Origin of the sequence: Catenovulum sediminis (assembly GCF_007289895.1) — a bacterium.
Taxonomy (GTDB): Bacteria; Pseudomonadota; Gammaproteobacteria; order Enterobacterales; family Alteromonadaceae; genus Catenovulum; species Catenovulum sediminis.
Window position 1 is genome coordinate 2960780 of the sequence record NZ_CP041660.1, and the last position, 17433, is coordinate 2978212.

Below are 17433 nucleotides of genomic sequence, written 5' to 3' on the forward strand. Positions count from 1 at the left end.
CTCATTCGGCGTATAACGCAATGTTAAGTCGACTGGCTTTAAATGGGTGAAAAACAATGGATTTACTTTTTGATGATTTTTTAGATTTGTTGAAAGTGCTGGTACGAGAGCCGAGTGTGGTAGGTGCTGAGCATGCTTTTTACCGTACTTTACAGCGAGAGTTAGAATGCCGCGGCGCTAAGGTGACTTGGTATGAAGGTTTACTGGTTGCACAGGGCGACAAACCAAATTCAGCCTTGTTTTCTGCGCATATTGACCGGCATGGTTTAATCTGCACTGGGCCCAATGAATTTCAGTATGCAGCATTCGTTGCCGGCAGTCGTTCAGATTTATTAGGTAACTCGGTTTCCGAATCGCTTATTAAAAAAATCGTAGATCGTTTTTCACAGACTCAGGTGATGGCTTACGAACCTTGGTCTGGTGCATACCGTGGTGGTGGAAAAATTACCGGTAGTTACATTTGTGAACGTCGTAACAATCTGATTTTTGAGCTGGAAGGTTTAAATCATCTCGTGGCTGGTACACCCGTTGCATTTTCTGATCGTTTAAAAATTACTGAAAAGCATTTATCGGCACAACTGGATAATGTATTAACTGCTGCTGCACTTGTGCATTTGTTTTCATTAGGTTTCGCGGGTACTGTGTTTTTCACAGCACAAGAAGAAGCGGGTCGGAGTTGGCGCTATTTATTGGAGTGGTTTCGTCGTTTTGGCCATAAACAAGACCAATTATTTGTGGTAGATACCTCACCATTTCCAGACCGAGAGAGTGCTGAAAATCAAAGTTTAGTATTGAGAAATAAAGATGCAAACGCACAGTTTTCAGTTGCAGCAACGAAAAAACTAGCTGCTGTTTGCCGACAACTCGATATCGCTGTCTCTTATAAGGATGAATATGTCCGTCTGAAAAACTTGGACGCAGAAAAGTCGGGTGGCGAAGTGGCGTCGTATGGTAGTACCGAACTCGGTCGAATTATTCAGGCATCAAATGGCGCGGTAACCGGTACTACAATACAGATACCTAGTACGGGTTACCACACAATGCAAGAAACAGCGGCCATTCACTCGGTGAAAGATTTTATCCGTGTTTTAATGGCGTTAAGTCATTAATTGAGTTGAGCGCTAGAGACCTTTCTGATAGCTGTGACACGTGATTCCATGTTCGGGTGGGTGCTAAACCAATCTAGGTGTTCACGGCTAGTTTCCTCTAAGTTATTTTCAGCATCACTGCTAGCATTATCTTCTTGGTGTTGTTTTAAATAATCTGATTCAAGTAGTTTTAGGGCTTGGACAAAGGGCTCGACCGTTTGATAAAGCGATAACATGCGCTGCGCGGCATATTGATCGGCTTCAAATTCTGCTTTTCTTGAATATGAGAGCAAAGTTCCTAATGCTGCACCTTGTACTAAAATTGCATTAAGTGCACTGGCATCACCAAAAGCGATCGCCATTGCGAGCGACATGACAGACATTTGCACCAAATTTTCAATCACATGATTGTGTTCTACGTGGCCAATCTCGTGTAGCAAAATCGCGGCTAACTGTTGGTCATTTTCAATTAACGCTAACATTCTGTCCGTTATGATAATGGTTCCGTCTGCTAACGCCATGGCATTTGCAGTATCATCCCATTGACGAAACAACAGCCGGTACTGAGTTTCGGTTGAATCTTGTATTTCTTTATTTTCGCTCCCTTCTCTGCCTTCTTTACGTAAGGGCTGAAGCTTGGAAAATAAGGCAAAAATGCGCTGCTGTTCTTCTTCACTGATTTGTGATTCGCTAAATTGCTCTTTATCCATTTGTTCAAGCGCGCTTTCACCGATATGTTGTGCTGCACTGGCAGGGAGTTGATCGGCAATATATTCCGATAAGCTGGGCAGTATGTAAGTGTAGGCTTTATAGACGAAAAGTAATAAAACGAAAATGCTGGCACTAATAATAATCGCCCAGCGTTTATATTCCGCATTGCTATTGTATTGATTATAAGCTGTCATTATACGTTCCCAGCTAGGCTTGACGGCGTTTGATTAACTTCAGCCAGGGTATCGCGCATGACTTGATTATTATATTGATGGAGTATTCTCTGACTTCTAAATAATTGCGGTATTTCGTATAGTGAAATTAATATAATTAATACCCAGCCATAGTATTCTATGGTTAATATACCTATTGCCAATATAGCTAAATCAATTGCGCCATGAAGATTCTTACCTAAATAAAAATGGTGCAATCCGGTGACAAAAAAATAATTTAATACTGCATAGGTGTCGGGATCTTTGACTCTTTGGTTTTCTAATGCATAGTATTTTTTCTTTTGTTCAGGGCTGAGGCGGGCTATTTGTGAGCGTAGTTCTTCTTCTTCATTTCTTAAAGCTTGTTCATCCATAAAGCATCTCGCTATTCTAAAGGGTCTGAAATAATATGCGGGTTATCTGGCTGCTTGCAACGACATATACGTTGATAGCCAAGTGCAATACCCTTACGTACGCCATACTTTTCTATCGCTTGAGCGGTATACTCAGAACAAGTCGGGGTAAAGTTGCACTCTAGGTTAAAGTAATGTTTAGAGCCGCCTTTCGCCTGATAACGTCGAATGGCGGCTAAAATAAGCTTTTTAGGCATGTTTTCTGCCAAGTGTGATAATCACGGCTTCACGTGTCCAGAATAACCAAAAACGTTTGTTTTCAATAACCTGAAAGACGAGTTCCCAACCATCTGCTGCTTCTTGGTTTAATGTAGATTCAAGTTTTTTCATCGGTAAACCACTTGAACCTAACAATAAGGTACCACAACCCCCTTCAACCACGTGCATTACTTTATATTCATCGTACTTTGCCATGCGTGACTCCATTTTAAGATTTTTTTCTTCCAAACGTATGTAGGTTTTGATGTTGGATAAATTGAGTTTAATTACTGGTATGACAGGTTAAAACAATCAAGCCAACAAATTTAGAATATCAAGAATTTTTGAATTTACCAATATTTAAGCAGTAAATAACAAATGAGATGTGCAAGAGTTCTTTCTGCATAGGCAGTAGTGATTGAAGATTTTATAAAACGAATATTATTTTAAATTTGGTTTGCTTTGCGATAATTGCCTTGGTAATCAAATATACGTTCACGTACACGCCACTGCTTATTCACTTGGCGCGCTATGACAAAGTCAGGTTCAGGTAATTTGTCTAGGTATGGATTTAACTTTGCTATATTAGTTATTACCAGAGGGTGGGGGGCGTTTAGTATGCGTTTGACAAATTGTTGATTAAAGAGCTGAGTTTGCTTTTTATTTTCAAAGTTGAAACTTTCTTTAAGTTCGGCACCATCTTCATCAAAATAGGTGATTTTTAGTACGTTACCATCAACTTGTGTGGTTAACCCTGCACAGCGGATAATCATTGCATCTTTGAGTTTGAGTGCATTTTTGATTTGTTCATCAGGGTCTACTAAAACCTGAAGACAATGGCCACATTTTCTTGCCGCAATGTCGTTTTCCTGTTGGCAGTTGGGACATTGTTTAAATTTGAAGCGGTAATCACACAAAGTCGGTGGATTATTTTCGATAAGACCCCAGCAACGTCTGCCATAGTGTTCAATAATATCCCCGTCTGCATCTACTTTACCCCAAAATATATTGGCAAACTCACACTTAGGGCAAGGCACTTGTACAGGGACTGTATTTTTATTGGGACGCGCTGAGCCGACTTCTGGATAAAATAAATCAAAATCATTTCCAGCGTAATCTATCACCAGACAGTCGTTTTTGTTCTCCGCTAAGCGTAAACCTCTCCCCACGATCTGCTGATATAAACTAACAGATTGTGTCGGTCTGAGGATCGCAATAAAATCGACATGCGGGGCGTCAAAACCCGTTGTCAAGACAGATACATTCACTAAGTATTTTAACTGTTTATCTTTAAAAGCTTGGATGTAGTTGTCTCTGGCTATCTGCTCGGTTGCACCGGTTATCAGGGCTACGGAGGGTGAGTAGCTAAGCAGGTAATTTGTTATTTCTTGAGCATGTTCGACGGTTGCGGCAAATATCATAACACCTTGCCGAGTCTCACCAATTTCAAATATTTGCTGGCAAATAGCTTGCGTAACGCGCGGGAACTTGTCTAATAAGGCGTTGATTTCATTTGGCTTGTATTCTCCGTTTGCTGTCGCTTTAAGAGATGAAAAATCATAGTGTTCGGTTGCCGCATTGACCCGTTTGGGCGGTGTTAAATAACCTTGTTTGATCATAACCGCCAGTGGTTGTTCGAAGATGCATTTGTCAAACTGGACAGCCTGCTCGCAGCGCGCAAAACCATAATAGTGATATTGATATATCCAGCCACTATCTAAACGATATGGGGTCGCCGTTAAACCTAAAATTTTAAGTTGAGGGTTGTAGTGTTTAAGTTGAGATATGACTTTTTGATATTGATTATCTGTATTCCCTTGTTGAGGTTTGCGTTCATTTTTTTTGTCTCGCCCGTTGTTTTGTTGAGCACTTTCGATTGTTCTTTTTGGCAGACTGATACGGTGACATTCATCGATAATGACTAGGCTATAATGTCTGGAAAAGTCTTGCAGGTTTGGTGCTGCAGATTGAATACTGGCGAAAGTGACTTGTTTATCGGTTTGTTTGCGTTTTAAACCAGCTGAATAAATACCTGCATTGTCGGCAAAGGCGCAATATTTTTCGTAGTTTTGTGCGACCAGTTCTTTGACATGCGTTAGCACTAAAATGTGACCTTTAGCCATTTTAGCCAGTTCGGCAATGACTAAACTTTTACCCGATCCCGTTGGTAAAACGATAACGGCTGAAGCATTGGATTTTCTAAAATGAGCCAACGTTGCGTCAACGGCTTGTTGTTGATAGGGCCTAAGTTTATATTGATAGGGTGGTTTGGTGTTTTGCATTAAGTTAGGGCATTGTAGGGTAAGACAGAAGCCAGAGTGAGATCTGGCTTCATTTTAGCCGGCTGTGTTAAATCGCTGATATTTCGTTAAATTGTTCTTTTAACTTATGCAGTGCGCTTTCTGCTTCAGCCTGTTTGGCTTTTTCTTTATCTAAAACATGTGCAGGTGCATTATTTACAAACTTTTCGTTAGAAAGTTTACCCACCACACGAGCCACTTCTTTTTCAGCTTTGTCGATGGCTTTTTGTAAACGTGCCAGCTCAGCGTCTTTATCAATTAAACCTGCCATCGGGATTAATATTTCCATATCGCCAACAAATGCGGTTGCAGAAGCTGGGCCTTTTTCACCGGCGGGTAAAACTTCAATTGACTCTAGTTTAGCTAAAGATTGCAAAAAGTTTTTGTTTTGCTCTAAGCGTCGCTGGTCATTCGCAGAGACATTTCGCAGTAAAACACTAATCGGTTTATTTGGCGAGATGTTCATTTCACCCCGAATGTTACGTACACCTAAAATAAACTGTTTTAACCATTCAACATCCGCGATTGCACTTTCTTCAACCAATTGTGCCTGATAAACAGGGTAAGGTTGTTGCATTATGGTTTCACCATTTGCATTGGCTAAAGGTGCAATACGCTGCCAGATTTCTTCAGTGATAAAAGGCATGACCGGGTGCATCAAACGCAGTAAGCTCTCTAATACCGTCACTAATGTTTGACGTGTACCACGCTGCTGTATTTCACTACCTTCGTTTAATACAGGTTTAGTGAGCTCTAAATACCAGTCACAGAACTGATTCCAGGAAAATTCATATAAGGTTTGAGCAACCAAATCAAAGCGATAGTTGTCTATGTGCTGTCGTGTCGTTTGTATGGTTTCTTGCAGACGACCCAAAATCCATTTATCGGCCAATGAAAGTTCTGTTTCGCCACCCTCTTGCCCACAGTCCTGTGCTTCAGTATTCATTAATACATAACGGCTAGCATTCCAGATTTTATTACAGAAATTTCGGTAACCTTCTAAGCGTTTCATATCCCAGTTGATATCACGTCCGGTTGACGCTAGCGCAGTTAAGGTAAATCTCAGGGCGTCTGTACCGTGCGCTTCAATGCCTTGTGCAAACTCTTTTTCAGTGCGCTTCTTAATTTTTTCAGCTAGCTTAGGTTGCATCATGTTGCCAGTGCGTTTTTCGACGAGCGCATCTAAACTGATGCCATCTATCATATCTAAAGGATCAATTACATTGCCTTTAGATTTAGACATTTTATTGCCTTCTTCGTCTCTAATCAGGCCCGTTACATAGACGGTTTTAAAAGGTACTTGAGGCTTGCCATTTTCATCTTTGATGAAATGCATGGTCATCATGATCATGCGCGCAACCCAGAAGAATATAATGTCAAAACCTGTGACTAAGACATCTGTAGGGTGGAAGGTTTTGAGATCGTCGGTATTTTCTGGCCAGCCGAGTGTAGAGAAGGTCCACAGAGCCGAAGAAAACCAAGTATCCAGCACATCGTCATCTTGTGATAACTCAATGTCGGCTGATAAATTATGATTTTTTCTGACTTCTTCTTCGTTGCGTCCTACATAAACTTTGCCCGATTCGTCGTACCATGCTGGAATTCTGTGACCCCACCAAAGCTGTCGACTGATACACCAGTCCTGAATGTCTCGCATCCAGCTGAAATACATATTTTCGTATTGTTTAGGCACAAATTGAATGTCGCCATTTTCAACTGCTTCTGTCGCGGTTTTTGCCATTTCAGCAACACGCACGTACCATTGGTCGGTCAACAGCGGCTCAATCACAACACCAGAGCGATCGCCATAAGGCACTTTGTTGTTATGCGGCTCGATTTTTTCTAATAAAGCCTCTGTTTCAAGTTGCGCAATAATAGCTTTTCGCGCTGCAAATCGTTCTAAACCTTGGAGGTTTTCCGGTATTTCCGCTTTTTCTTGAGTATTGGCTGTGCCATCGGTGAAATACACTTCACCGCTTACTAAAATCTCAGCGGTAGGCGATAAAACATTAATCAGGGGGAGTTGATGCCGTTTACCCACTTCGTAGTCATTAAAATCGTGCGCTGGGGTGATTTTTACACAACCTGTACCAAATTCCATATCGACATAATCGTCCGCGATAATCGGAACGCGACGATTCACTATGGGGAGGATGATTTCTTTGCCTATTAGATCCTGATAGCGTTCATCTTTTGGGTTAACCGCCACTGCGCTGTCACCTAACATGGTTTCTGGGCGAGTGGTTGCGACTACTAAATAATCGTGACCGGTTGCGGTTTTTTGGCCATCGGCTAAAGGGTAACGTAAATGCCAGATTGAGCCTTGTTTGTCTTTGTTTTCAACTTCAAGATCTGAAATTGCAGTTTGTAATTTAGGATCCCAGTTGACGAGACGTTTGCCACGGTAAATTAAATCATCCTGATATAAACGAACAAACACTTCTTTGACTGCATTAGATAAACCTTCATCCATGGTAAAGCGTTCGCGTTCCCAATCTAGCGAGTTGCCAAGTCGGCGCATCTGTTTGGTAATAGTGCCGCCGGACTCTGCTTTCCAATCCCAGATTTTTTCTATAAATTTTTCACGTCCGAGTTCGTGTCGGCTCGGGCCGTTCTCTGCTGCTAGTTTACGCTCAACAACCATTTGTGTTGCGATACCAGCGTGATCAGTGCCCATTTGCCATAAAGCATTGTAACCATCCATTCGCTTATAACGGGTCAGTGCATCCATAATGGTTTGTTGGAATGCATGGCCCATATGTAAACTACCTGTCACATTGGGTGGTGGGATCATGATGCAGTACGCTTCACCTTGGCCAGATGGTTTAAAATAGCCTTTTTCTTCCCAAGCTTGGTATAAAGCTTGTTCTATGCTTGATGGATTAAATTTAGTTTCCATAAAGTGTATCTTTACTCTGAATCTGTATTGGCAAATAGGGCAGGTGCGGTAGATAACGCAAAACCTGCAGCTCTGAATTGTTTATATCTTTCTCGTGCGATTTTTTTTCCGCTTTCATCGGAAGGAACAAAATCGTAAACCAGTTTAAACTGGCGTGCAAAGTCAGGCATTGACTGACTTAAATTGATCAGTATATCGCGTCGTCCGCGGAAAGTTTGGTAACCTATCTCGACCGGAGCACCAAATTTGGGGCCTTCACCTTGAAGATTGTGTGGGACAAAACGTTTTGGATCAAATTGCCACAGTGTTTCATCAATCTCTTCAGCTTGTTTTTGATTGTTCGTTAAAATGAACACTCTTTGGTTATTGCGATAACTATCTGATGCAAGTTCACAAGCATAACGAGAAACAGCCGGAACATCATGTTCCGACTGCTCTTCTGGCATGATATAAAAAGTGACTTGAGTCATTAATCTGTCGTTTTATCGGTTGCACGGTCAATTAAATACTGAGTCAACATAGGCACGGGACGCCCTGTTGCGCCTTTATTTTTACCGCTCACCCAAGCTGTGCCTGCAATATCTAAATGCGCCCAGTTATACTTGCGAGTAAATCTAGATAAGAAACACGCAGCTGTAATGCTACCACCCGGACGGCCACCAATGTTGGCCATATCAGCAAACGGACTTTCTAATTGTTCTTGGTATTCATCCCATAAAGGTAAACGCCAAGCTCTGTCACCGGATTGCTCTGAAGCGTTGAATAAATCGTGCGCCAGTGGGTTGTGATTACTCATTAAACCAGAAGCGTGTTTGCCTAAAGCGATCACGCATGCACCTGTCAAAGTGGCAACATCTATAACGACATCTGGGTTAAATCTTTCGACATAGGTGAGTGCGTCACATAACACCAAGCGGCCTTCTGCATCGGTATTAAGTACTTCAACGGTTTGACCTGACATGGTGGTTAACACGTCACCGGGTCTGTAGGCTTTTCCATCTGGCATATTTTCACAGCCAGCCAGAATTGCAACCACATTAATAGGTAAATTCAATTCAGCTAATGCTTGCATCGTACCTAACACAGAAGCTGCGCCGCCCATATCATATTTCATTTCATCCATAGCTTCGCCTGGTTTTAATGAAATACCGCCTGTATCAAATGTTAATCCTTTACCGACTAATACAATTGGCGCTACGTCGTCACTTGCACCTTTGTATTGGATAACGGACATAATAGATTCATTGTCTGAACCACGGCCAACCGCAAGGTATGAACCCATGCCGAGTTTTTCCATTTCGGCTTCGCCAACCAGATAAGTATCAATATTCTTATAGTTTTCTGCCAGTTCGCTTGCTCTTTGCGCTAAGTAAGCTGGATTGCAAATGTTTGGTGGCATGTTAGCTACATCACGACATACTTTTTTACCACTGGATATGGCTAATGCATGTTCAATCGCTTTTTCACCTATATTAAGCTCACGTCTTGTCGGCACATTGAATACAATTTTTCTCAATGGGCGACGTGTTTCGTCTTTTTTGGTTTTTAATTGATCAAAGGTGTATAAACAGTCCTGCGTTGCTTCCACTGCCAGACGTAGCTTCCAATAAATATCTCGTCCTTTGACGTGTAATTCAGGTAAAAAGCAGACAGCTTCCATTGAACCTGTTTCATTCAGCGTATTGATTGTTTTGGTGATGATTTGGCGGTATTGGCGTTCATCTAAATCTCTTTCTTTACCACAACCGACTAATAATACTCGTTCACCCAACACATTCGGCACATGATGCAACAGCAGCATTTGGCCTGCTTTACCTTCTAGATCACCACGGCGCAATAAGTTGCTGATATAACCTTCACTGATTTTATCCAACTGTTCAGCGACAGCGGTTAGGCGGCGAGGTTCAAATACGCCTACGACAATGCAAGCACTGCGTTGTTTTTCCGGGCTACCGCTTTTTACGCTAAATTCCATACTGACTCCTAAAACTGTTTGGTCTGTATACTTGAGTCCAAGTGAATTAATGAGAATGTCTAATAATATAGTTAAGATCTTTAGATTTTAACTAAATAAGGTCAAATTAACTTTGATTATCAGTTACAATTTAACCTTCGAATAATATTAACCCAAATTTCGCTGCGTGGGGCTTGGCTCAAATGTTTTTTGTTGTAAAAACGCCGAGTTTACTTAATATTTTGATTAATTGCAGCAAAATAGAATATTTACGGGCAAAACCTTGATCATTTTTCGCTATATTTTCGGTGAAACATTTAAAGCGCAGTTTGCTGTGTTTAGTGTGTTAATGGCTATTTTCTCTTCGCAAACCCTGATGCGGGTTCTGGATGATGCAATGGATGGTGCGTTACCGACCGAGTTAGTATTGAGTATGCTTTCGCTCAGTATTCCGCCTTTGGCGGGACTTATCTTACCTTTAAGCTTATTTATCGGGATATTTTTGGCTCATGGGCAAATGTATGCAGATAGTGAAATGACGGTACTTAAAGCTTGCGGAGTCAGCGAGTGGTATATCACACGTGTCACACTGTCATTGGCACTTATCATTGCTGTATTAACTGGAATGTATGCTCTTTTTTGGACGCCTCAGGCTTATCAGGATAGAGAGGAGCTTCGAGAAAAAATTAGAGCGGATGTTGGCATTTCTAGTTTAATACCCGGACAGTTTCGTGAGTCGAGCAATAAAAAAGCGGTTATTTTCATTCATGGCAGCGAAGAACGTGGGGTTAATTTTGACCGTGTATTTGTCGCACAAGTGAGCCCGTCAGAAGAAAATCAAAACCGTTTTGATGTTGTTTACGCTAAACAGGGCCATATGGAAACATTGGCTGACGGTACTGAGCATTTGATATTGCAACAAGGCGCAGCTTACCAAGGTACGACTGGGCGTATGGATTACCAACTGACTGATTTTGCTAGCTATAGCATGATAGTAAAAGAGCGAACTATTGAAGAACAAAGATTGCGTTTGATGGCTGTGCCCAGTGTTGAGTTATGGGGCTCTACCAAAACGGCTGAAATCGCAGAGTTACAATGGAGAATCTCACTCCCGCTCAGCGTATTGATAGTCGCAATGATTGCTGTGCCTCTGGCGAGAGTCAATCCTCGGCAAGGAAAATACGCAAAATTAGTGCCCGCGTTTGCAATTTATTTGTGTTATTTCTTGCTGTTAATGGCCGGGAAATCTGCATTGGAAGATGGTAAGATTCCGCCAGCTTTAGGCTTATGGTGGATTCATGCGGGTGCATTTTTATATGCGGCATATTTGTTTACGACTGAGCGTACACTCGGTCGTCAATTGTTATTTGAAGTTAAGAAGAGGCGTCGAGCTGCATGATTAAAATTGTCGATATATATATTGGCCGCGCAATCGCTTCATCCACCTTTTTTTCTATTTTAGTATTAACCGCATTAAGTGGATTAATCCGTTTTGTTGAACAGCTAAGATATGTTGGGCGTGGCACTTACGACATGTCAGATGCATCTTTGTTTGTTATGTACTCAATCGCCCGTGATATTGAAGTATTTTTCCCAATGGGTGCTTTGTTAGGGGGATTGTTAGGATTAGGTGCGCTCGCTACAAATAGTGAGTTAATTGTCATGCAGTCGGTTGGTTTATCTAAGTTGGATATTGTTAAATCAGCAATGAAAACAACTATGTTAATGGTAGTTGCTATCTTAATTGTTGGTGAGTTTGTGGCGCCACGTTTAGAGCGTAAAGCAGAGCATATTCGTGACAGTGCCTTGTATGGCACGCAGAATTCAATGTCACCGCAAGCCATGTGGTTAAAAGATGGTAGTCGTTTTGTCCATGTTGGTGATGCGCAAAATGAAGATCATTTAAAAGATATAACCTTGTACGTATTTGACGATGAGCTCCAATTGAATCAAGTGCTACATGCACAGAGTGCGATATTTTTGCAAAATGAATGGCAATTGATGAACGTAACTCAAACTGATATCGGTGCAGATAATATCAGTTTAAAGTCGCTTGATACCTTGTTATGGCAGACTAAGATAAGCCCAGATAAATTAACGGTTGTGAATGCAACACCTGAAGCTTGGTCATTGTCTGATTTGTCTGACTATCTGGATTATTTAACGGGCAACGAACAGGATCCAAGCCGCTATCAGTTGGCGTTTTGGCGCAAGTTGTTACAGCCATTAACCGTTGCTGTCATGATGCTGGTTGCTTTGTCTTTTATTTTTGGTCCACTGCGCAGTACTTCTATGGGCGCACGCATTTTATTAGGCGTGATGACTGGCTTTGGATTTTTTATAACTAACCGGATTTTTGGGCCGGTTGTATTAGTTTACGATATTCCGCCAGTTGTTGGCGCTATGATGCCAAGTTTGGTATTTACATTGGTTGCCTGGTTTTATTTGAAAAAGCGTTAAAACTAACTGGCAAAATACCCAATATTGCGTATGTTTTAATGAATATAAAACATTCTTAAGCAGGTTGCACATGGCTTCTATTGTTCGGATATTACTAATTTTTGCGGGGTGGGGGGCATTAGCTTTAGGTATTTTAGGTGCTATATTACCTGTTTTACCGACCACACCATTTGTCTTATTAGCCGCCGGTTGTTTCGCAAAATCTTCACCTCGTTTTCATTCGTGGCTGCTAAAGCGGCCATACTTTGGCCCTTTAATACAAGATTATCAAACCTATCGAGGTATCTCTCGCAGCAGCAAACAAAAAGCAATTTCACTTATTTGGATCAGTATGGCGATTTCCATTTTTGTAACTGCCAAACTGTGGTTGGCTATGCTGTTAATAACCATTGCTATTTGCGTCTCTTTATACCTCTGGAGAATGCCCGACGCACCTGAAAAAATTTCTTAGTAGCTAAATAGGGCCTTCAGTGAAAAGTCATACTGACGCCGTGAAGGAGTGTAACATTTACTAAATTGTTTAAAGTCTAAATTTTGCCAATTACTGGTAAATAGTACAGATTCGATATGTGCAGCATCCTTTGCGGTCAGTGGATGTAGTTTAGTTGAAATATCAGTGCCGAGTTCTTGCGCAAAATCGATATTGTTTGCATAGTCCAATAACATAACCAGTGCCCATGCGCCGTCAACAAAATGTCCCCCCATAGTTGCATAAATTTCGCCATTTTTTAGTAGTTTTAAAGAATTGGGGGTCCAATCAAAAGTACCGACAAGAACTTTATTTTTAAACGGTTGGTTTGCTAAATAATCAGCCACAGCATGTGCTATGTCTGGACCCGCTGTCCAAACCACTTGTGTATCAGGCATGCGTCTAAATATTGCTTGTGCTGCATATAAACTTTTGCCGTAATGCCAGTTTGTATATATTTCTGGTAATTGGTGTGCTTTTAAATGGCTACTGGCCTTGGCTAATCCAGACACCCTTAGCTGGCTTACGCTACTATCGGTTGGGCCTGAAATCGCTGCAATTGTTATTGATTTTGATTGCTTTGATTTTTTCGCTTGCTCAATTAAAATGCGGGCTAAATCATATCCTGCCTGTTCATCATTGGGCGTTAAATTGCCTAACCATTGTGAATATTTTTCCCGTGGTTTACCCACGCGTTGACGAAATGATTTACTAACACTTGTATTAACCACCATAAAGGGGACTTTATACTGTTCGAACAATTCTAAGGTGATGAATTCCGCGTTCAAAAACAAAGGTGTCAAAACAAAATCAGGTTTTGGTGAACGCGACAAGCGATTTTGCAATAAACCTTGAAAAGAAAACCGATTATCATCTTTTTCTTCAATATTAATTAATTCAAGATGGATATTCAGGTCTTTCGCGGCGGCTGTTAGTATTTGGCGATAAATACCCCAGAATTGGAGCGGGGATGCTTCTGGGGATATGGCTAGCACGTGGATGGTTTTTAAGCTATTTTCGGCTTTCTTTAAGTGGCAAGCTTTGCTGTCCTGCGCAAGGCTTTGCCAACTCATCAAGGTGAAATTGACCATTAAATAGATCACAGACAGAACATTTAAACGCATAAGCCAACTCTAATCACTTTCATTAAATTAAATTGCTTAATTACAGTGTAGTTAATTTTTGCTGACAAAGCGCAAGTCTTAGCGAGTAATGGGCGACATTACCTAATGCAGAAATGGTTAGGTAGGTAAGCATAAAATAAAGTAACAGTGGCGATACTTATTTAATACGGCTTGCCATTGAGATCAAAATTACCGCTAGGCCTGACGATATCGCCGGGTTGTATATTGCCTAACAATTGATTGTTGACACTTCTTGCGACAGAGGAACTTCCGTATACTTGGGTGACTTCGACTTCATGACGACTGACAATAAAATGTGGGCGGCTATGGCCAGCTTTATCGGTAAAACTGGCTTTGTGTAGTATTTTAAATCGATCACCTACATGTACATTATTGGCTCTACCAAGGTTAAACCTGAGCTGTAAATCTTTTGTATCGACGATGCGACCTTGAGCTGAAGTACAGGCAAGTGCGTTGTCAATTTCATTGGTTGCTTTGGCAATGTTTTGTGTGATGGTGCTGCCATAAGCACTTTGCCAAAATTTTCGGCTACGGATATCAACCGGCCGACGTACATCAAATTCCCACATAGCCTCACTTTGATATTCAAATGTTCTAATTTTTTCACCACTAAACGCATCGAATATCGAAATTTGCATTTCAAAGTAACGTTCTGCGTGTTCTCCAGTAAACCACTGTGCCACTTTGTTATTTGGTTGCCCCATTGAAAGGTCGGTAATTTCACCGGTAATAATCAGTTGAACGTCACTTTTTTCAGCTAGAATCGATAATATATTTGCATCGGCAATTTGGCTTTTTTGATTTTTGTCACCACGACTGGCATAAAGGATTGAATTAGTATAGTAGTCACGCAAGTTCAAGTGAGTTGCGGTTTGACTCATCGTTTTATAAATTCGTTCGCCTAACGTTAATCCAAGCTCATACAAACCGCCAATCTGAGCTTGGTTTTGATTGCGAATTTGCAGTGGTAGCAGGATGGCGGATTTCTTATAGTCTGCGGTAAAACATTGCCTGTTATCGGCAAAAATATCAGCGCGAATGGTGACTGATAATTGCCCGCGGTGAATTTTTTCTTCTACCAATTCAATTTCATTGACCACGCCACTGGCTCGCACCATAAATAAATCTTGCGTTAATAAACCATTAGTAACTTGCTGGCTACTGGTAATAGACGCACCTGAAAAAAGTAATGCTTGTTTAACGGCTTCTTCAATTGCATTTTGTCGGGCTGCGTCTATTTGTCCATTGATCACTTTACTGCTGGCAGAAGCTTGATACCAAGCTGCATGCACAGAAAGGCTAAAGGCGCTGAAGAAGGCAGCCAACAATACAAGTGTATGTATAAAGCGAATAGACGACATAATTAAACCTGTACGACATTTTATTGACGGTTAGTTGAAAAACAAGCGACTGATTTTATACAAAGCGAAATGTATGCCACTTTCATTCATTGAAAGTGTTAACTCAGTTTTAAATGGTATTAATAAGTTATCTAGCGCATTAATAACCTATCAATAACCTATCTAGTCAGCGATAAGAGGATCCACACAAGCCGATCTCAATACGGTTATTTGCACAGGGATTAAATATTTGGAACTAAACTTGCAGTGTTATCTACATCAAGCCAAGGTTGCATATTTTTGAGGTTTTGGGTCAAAAAGATGACACATATTAAGAGATACATTTTAACTATTTGCTGTTTAATTGCCAGCGTCTGGATTTCAGGCTGTGCCTACAAAGCATCACATAGTTATATGGTGCCAGAAGCGCCATCACACTCGGCTAAACATTACTATCAACCCGAGATGAGTCAATTATCGGTTAAAGCCTACACCTATATGCTGGCAGACGAATTATTATTGTCAGTAAATGCGTCTCAAGTGTATGGCAATGTTGCGGTGACACGCTTTGTTGCACAAGATAATCGAACAGACAGTATTGCCAGCGGTGCGCCATTGAAACATTTAGGTGGACAATTGGAAGAAGGGTTTATATACGAGCTGCAAAAGCGGGGATTTAAAGTTATCGACTATAAATTGACCGGACATATTAACGTTACTGGACAAGGCGATTTAATCTGGAGCCGGGATACTAAAGAATTGGCCGAAAAAGTGGATGTCAAATATGTCTTGGCTGGTACGATGACACCCCATCAAAAGGGGGCCATTGTTAATATCCGCCTGATGAATATGCTGAATAAACAAGTGGTCGCTACTGCTCAAGGGTTTATGCCTGAGAATTTATTTTGGGCAGAACAGGCGATCTCTTTGCAAGACGGTGTATTAATCCATAAAGGTGAAAGACCCCGTGTATATGGAGCTGGACATGAAAGTATTAAGTAAATTGTGTTTTTCGGTGTTTGTAGTGCTTGTACTCTTTGGCTGTCAGAGCAATTTAGCCACTATACAGGTTGATAAACACTATGAGTGGCAGTACCAATTACCAGAACAAGATTATGTCGTATCCGCAATTGGATATGCACCTATAGAAAGTCAAATGGGTGCCGATAAAACAACTAAAATGGTTAAAGCAATTAAGGCTTCTAAGTTAGATGCTTACCGAGATTTAACTGAAAAAGTGCACGGCTATAAGTTAGACGGCGATGTTAAAGTCAGTGATTTAGTACTAGGCAACGAGCGAGTTCGCGCCTCGGTGCAGGGGGTTATTAAAGGTGCGCGTTTGGTTAAATCTTATCACTTAGACGGCGTCTATATTACTGAACTGGAATTGAATTTACGTGATTTATATCGGGTACGTGCATTTACGAATGGGCAAACTCGAATTATTAACGCTCAGTATCATTAGTGTTGTTTTAGTGTTGTTGATGATACTACTTTGTATGGTGCGTATGTGGTGCGTATGGTGGAGGCAAGATGAAAAAAATTATAATAGTGGCGTCAGTCTGGGCGTTATTGACGGGTTGTGAAACATTACAACAATGGAAACAAGCCAAAATTAAACCAGAACAAACGAATGATGAATTAATACTTGAGAACTTTCAAGGCCACCACGATACGGCTATGTTGTCACACTGGGCACGCGATCCGCATCGTTATATCAATCAAGCTAACCAGCATATTCGCAGCGATAGCCGATTAAGTATCAGTGATTATGTTGAAGCCATGGCAATTAAGCTGGTTAAAAATATGCGTTATGTGACAGATAAAACACCTGTTGCTGTGGCGAGTTTTGTCCCAGTGGATTCAAATTTAGAAGAAACAAATTTGTTTGGTATTCATTTAGCGGAAAGTTTTCAACATCAAGCGCAGGTACTTGGGTTGTCAGTAATTGATTACAAGGCAACGGGTACTATTCGGGTTACAGAAACGGGCGACTTTGCGTTGAGTCGCGATATCGACGAACTGCGACAGTGGCATCCTATAGAGTACGTATTAACGGGTACATTTACGCAAAAAGATAATGGCGTTGAAGTCGTTGCACGGGTTGTCGGCATAGAATCTAGAGCAGTTGTTGCGTCAGCGCAGGGATTTATTCCATCTTCAGTCGCAACTCAGTTAATGCCAACAATGAAAAAAGATGGCATTAAATTAGTGAGTCAATAACTAGGTTGTAGTAAGACAACA

At 41.1% G+C, this 17433-nt stretch carries 17 protein-coding genes; 7 read left to right on the forward strand and 10 right to left on the reverse strand.

Annotation, left to right across the window (positions count from 1 at the left end):
* Positions 1-56 precede the first annotated feature (56 nt).
* Complete coding sequence (locus tag FNT16_RS12490; RefSeq protein ID WP_143871891.1) at positions 57-1109, forward strand: peptidase M42; 1053 nt, start codon at positions 57-59, stop codon at positions 1107-1109.
* On the opposite strand, the gene FNT16_RS12495 is transcribed toward FNT16_RS12490, so the two are convergent.
* The 8 genes from FNT16_RS12495 to pepA all read right to left on the reverse strand — a co-directional run bounded on the left by FNT16_RS12495 (position 1106) and on the right by pepA (position 9796).
* Positions 1106-1993, reverse strand: a complete 888-nt coding sequence (locus FNT16_RS12495) for a M48 family metallopeptidase (RefSeq protein WP_143871892.1) — start codon at positions 1991-1993, stop codon at positions 1106-1108. The genes FNT16_RS12490 and FNT16_RS12495 overlap by 4 nt on opposite strands.
* The gene (locus FNT16_RS12500) at positions 1993-2385 is read right to left on the reverse strand and encodes a TM2 domain-containing protein (RefSeq protein WP_143871893.1); all 393 of its coding nucleotides are present in this window, start codon (positions 2383-2385) and stop codon (positions 1993-1995) included. The genes FNT16_RS12495 and FNT16_RS12500 overlap by 1 nt, the downstream gene beginning before the upstream one ends.
* An 11-nt stretch (positions 2386-2396) precedes the next feature.
* A complete protein-coding gene (gene yidD / locus FNT16_RS12505; protein ID WP_143871894.1) occupies positions 2397-2621 on the reverse strand; it encodes a membrane protein insertion efficiency factor YidD in 225 nt (74 codons plus the stop codon).
* Positions 2614-2838, reverse strand: a complete 225-nt coding sequence (locus FNT16_RS12510) for a DUF4177 domain-containing protein (protein WP_143871895.1) — start codon at positions 2836-2838, stop codon at positions 2614-2616. The genes yidD and FNT16_RS12510 overlap by 8 nt, the downstream gene beginning before the upstream one ends.
* A 230-nt stretch (positions 2839-3068) precedes the next feature.
* Positions 3069-4904 (reverse strand): DEAD/DEAH box helicase, encoded by a 1836-nt coding sequence (locus FNT16_RS12515; protein ID WP_143871896.1) that lies wholly within the window; start codon positions 4902-4904, stop codon positions 3069-3071.
* Positions 4905-4971: 67 nt separating this feature from the next.
* Positions 4972-7821 carry a valine--tRNA ligase gene (locus tag FNT16_RS12520; protein WP_143871897.1) on the reverse strand — a complete coding sequence of 950 codons (2850 nt, stop codon included), beginning with the start codon at positions 7819-7821 and terminating at the stop codon, positions 4972-4974.
* Between the two features lie 11 nt (positions 7822-7832).
* Complete coding sequence (locus FNT16_RS12525; protein WP_143871898.1) at positions 7833-8291, reverse strand: DNA polymerase III subunit chi; 459 nt, start codon at positions 8289-8291, stop codon at positions 7833-7835.
* The gene (gene pepA, locus FNT16_RS12530) at positions 8291-9796 is read right to left on the reverse strand and encodes a leucyl aminopeptidase (RefSeq protein WP_143871899.1); all 1506 of its coding nucleotides are present in this window, start codon (positions 9794-9796) and stop codon (positions 8291-8293) included. Before pepA ends, FNT16_RS12525 begins: the two co-directional genes overlap by 1 nt.
* A 262-nt stretch (positions 9797-10058) precedes the next feature.
* Here pepA and lptF point away from each other — a divergent pair, with 262 nt between their 5' ends.
* The 3 genes from lptF (at position 10059) to FNT16_RS12545 (ending at position 12686) form a co-directional block, all read left to right on the forward strand.
* Positions 10059-11174: an LPS export ABC transporter permease LptF gene (lptF, locus tag FNT16_RS12535; protein WP_143871900.1), complete on the forward strand. Its 1116-nt coding sequence runs from the start codon at positions 10059-10061 to the stop codon at positions 11172-11174.
* Positions 11174-12235 carry an LPS export ABC transporter permease LptG gene (lptG, locus tag FNT16_RS12540; RefSeq protein WP_185976756.1) on the forward strand — a complete coding sequence of 354 codons (1062 nt, stop codon included), beginning with the start codon at positions 11174-11176 and terminating at the stop codon, positions 12233-12235. Before lptF ends, lptG begins: the two co-directional genes overlap by 1 nt.
* A gap of 70 nt (positions 12236-12305) precedes the next feature.
* Positions 12306-12686 carry a YbaN family protein gene (locus FNT16_RS12545; protein ID WP_143871902.1) on the forward strand — a complete coding sequence of 127 codons (381 nt, stop codon included), beginning with the start codon at positions 12306-12308 and terminating at the stop codon, positions 12684-12686.
* Here FNT16_RS12545 and FNT16_RS12550 read toward each other — a convergent pair.
* Both FNT16_RS12550 and FNT16_RS12555 read right to left on the reverse strand, forming a co-directional pair.
* Positions 12683-13828 (reverse strand): ABC transporter substrate-binding protein, encoded by a 1146-nt coding sequence (locus tag FNT16_RS12550; RefSeq protein ID WP_143871903.1) that lies wholly within the window; start codon positions 13826-13828, stop codon positions 12683-12685. The two genes, FNT16_RS12545 and FNT16_RS12550, sit on opposite strands and share 4 nt — an antisense overlap.
* A 161-nt stretch (positions 13829-13989) precedes the next feature.
* The gene (locus FNT16_RS12555; protein WP_143871904.1) at positions 13990-15210 is read right to left on the reverse strand and encodes a flagella assembly protein FlgT; all 1221 of its coding nucleotides are present in this window, start codon (positions 15208-15210) and stop codon (positions 13990-13992) included.
* A 300-nt stretch (positions 15211-15510) separates the two neighbouring features.
* Between FNT16_RS12555 and FNT16_RS12560 the strand changes: the two genes are divergently transcribed.
* The 3 genes from FNT16_RS12560 to FNT16_RS12570 all read left to right on the forward strand — a co-directional run bounded on the left by FNT16_RS12560 (position 15511) and on the right by FNT16_RS12570 (position 17412).
* Positions 15511-16191 (forward strand): FlgO family outer membrane protein, encoded by a 681-nt coding sequence (locus FNT16_RS12560; protein WP_143871905.1) that lies wholly within the window; start codon positions 15511-15513, stop codon positions 16189-16191.
* The gene (locus FNT16_RS12565) at positions 16175-16654 is read left to right on the forward strand and encodes an LPP20 family lipoprotein (RefSeq protein ID WP_143871906.1); all 480 of its coding nucleotides are present in this window, start codon (positions 16175-16177) and stop codon (positions 16652-16654) included. Before FNT16_RS12560 ends, FNT16_RS12565 begins: the two co-directional genes overlap by 17 nt.
* A gap of 68 nt (positions 16655-16722) precedes the next feature.
* Entirely contained in the window at positions 16723-17412 is a 690-nt protein-coding gene (locus FNT16_RS12570; RefSeq protein WP_143871907.1) for a FlgO family outer membrane protein, read from the forward strand.
* Positions 17413-17433: the final 21 nt, after the last annotated feature.

Bases quoted from the DNA above. Each gene is read 5' to 3' on its own strand.
- yidD (WP_143871894.1), bottom strand. From the start codon at position 2,621: ATGCCTAAAAAGCTTATTTTAGCCGCCATTCGACGTTATCAGGCGAAA.
- FNT16_RS12490 (WP_143871891.1), top strand. From the start codon at position 57: ATGGATTTACTTTTTGATGATTTTTTAGATTTGTTGAAAGTGCTGGTA.
- FNT16_RS12565 (WP_143871906.1), top strand. From the start codon at position 16,175: ATGAAAGTATTAAGTAAATTGTGTTTTTCGGTGTTTGTAGTGCTTGTA.
- FNT16_RS12555 (WP_143871904.1), bottom strand. From the start codon at position 15,210: ATGTCGTCTATTCGCTTTATACATACACTTGTATTGTTGGCTGCCTTC.
- FNT16_RS12545 (WP_143871902.1), top strand. From the start codon at position 12,306: ATGGCTTCTATTGTTCGGATATTACTAATTTTTGCGGGGTGGGGGGCA.
- pepA (WP_143871899.1), bottom strand. From the start codon at position 9,796: ATGGAATTTAGCGTAAAAAGCGGTAGCCCGGAAAAACAACGCAGTGCT.
- FNT16_RS12525 (WP_143871898.1), bottom strand. From the start codon at position 8,291: ATGACTCAAGTCACTTTTTATATCATGCCAGAAGAGCAGTCGGAACAT.
- FNT16_RS12495 (WP_143871892.1), bottom strand. From the start codon at position 1,993: ATGACAGCTTATAATCAATACAATAGCAATGCGGAATATAAACGCTGG.
- FNT16_RS12560 (WP_143871905.1), top strand. From the start codon at position 15,511: ATGACACATATTAAGAGATACATTTTAACTATTTGCTGTTTAATTGCC.
- FNT16_RS12570 (WP_143871907.1), top strand. From the start codon at position 16,723: ATGAAAAAAATTATAATAGTGGCGTCAGTCTGGGCGTTATTGACGGGT.
- FNT16_RS12515 (WP_143871896.1), bottom strand. From the start codon at position 4,904: ATGCAAAACACCAAACCACCCTATCAATATAAACTTAGGCCCTATCAA.
- FNT16_RS12510 (WP_143871895.1), bottom strand. From the start codon at position 2,838: ATGGCAAAGTACGATGAATATAAAGTAATGCACGTGGTTGAAGGGGGT.
- FNT16_RS12500 (WP_143871893.1), bottom strand. From the start codon at position 2,385: ATGGATGAACAAGCTTTAAGAAATGAAGAAGAAGAACTACGCTCACAA.
- FNT16_RS12550 (WP_143871903.1), bottom strand. From the start codon at position 13,828: ATGCGTTTAAATGTTCTGTCTGTGATCTATTTAATGGTCAATTTCACC.
- FNT16_RS12520 (WP_143871897.1), bottom strand. From the start codon at position 7,821: ATGGAAACTAAATTTAATCCATCAAGCATAGAACAAGCTTTATACCAA.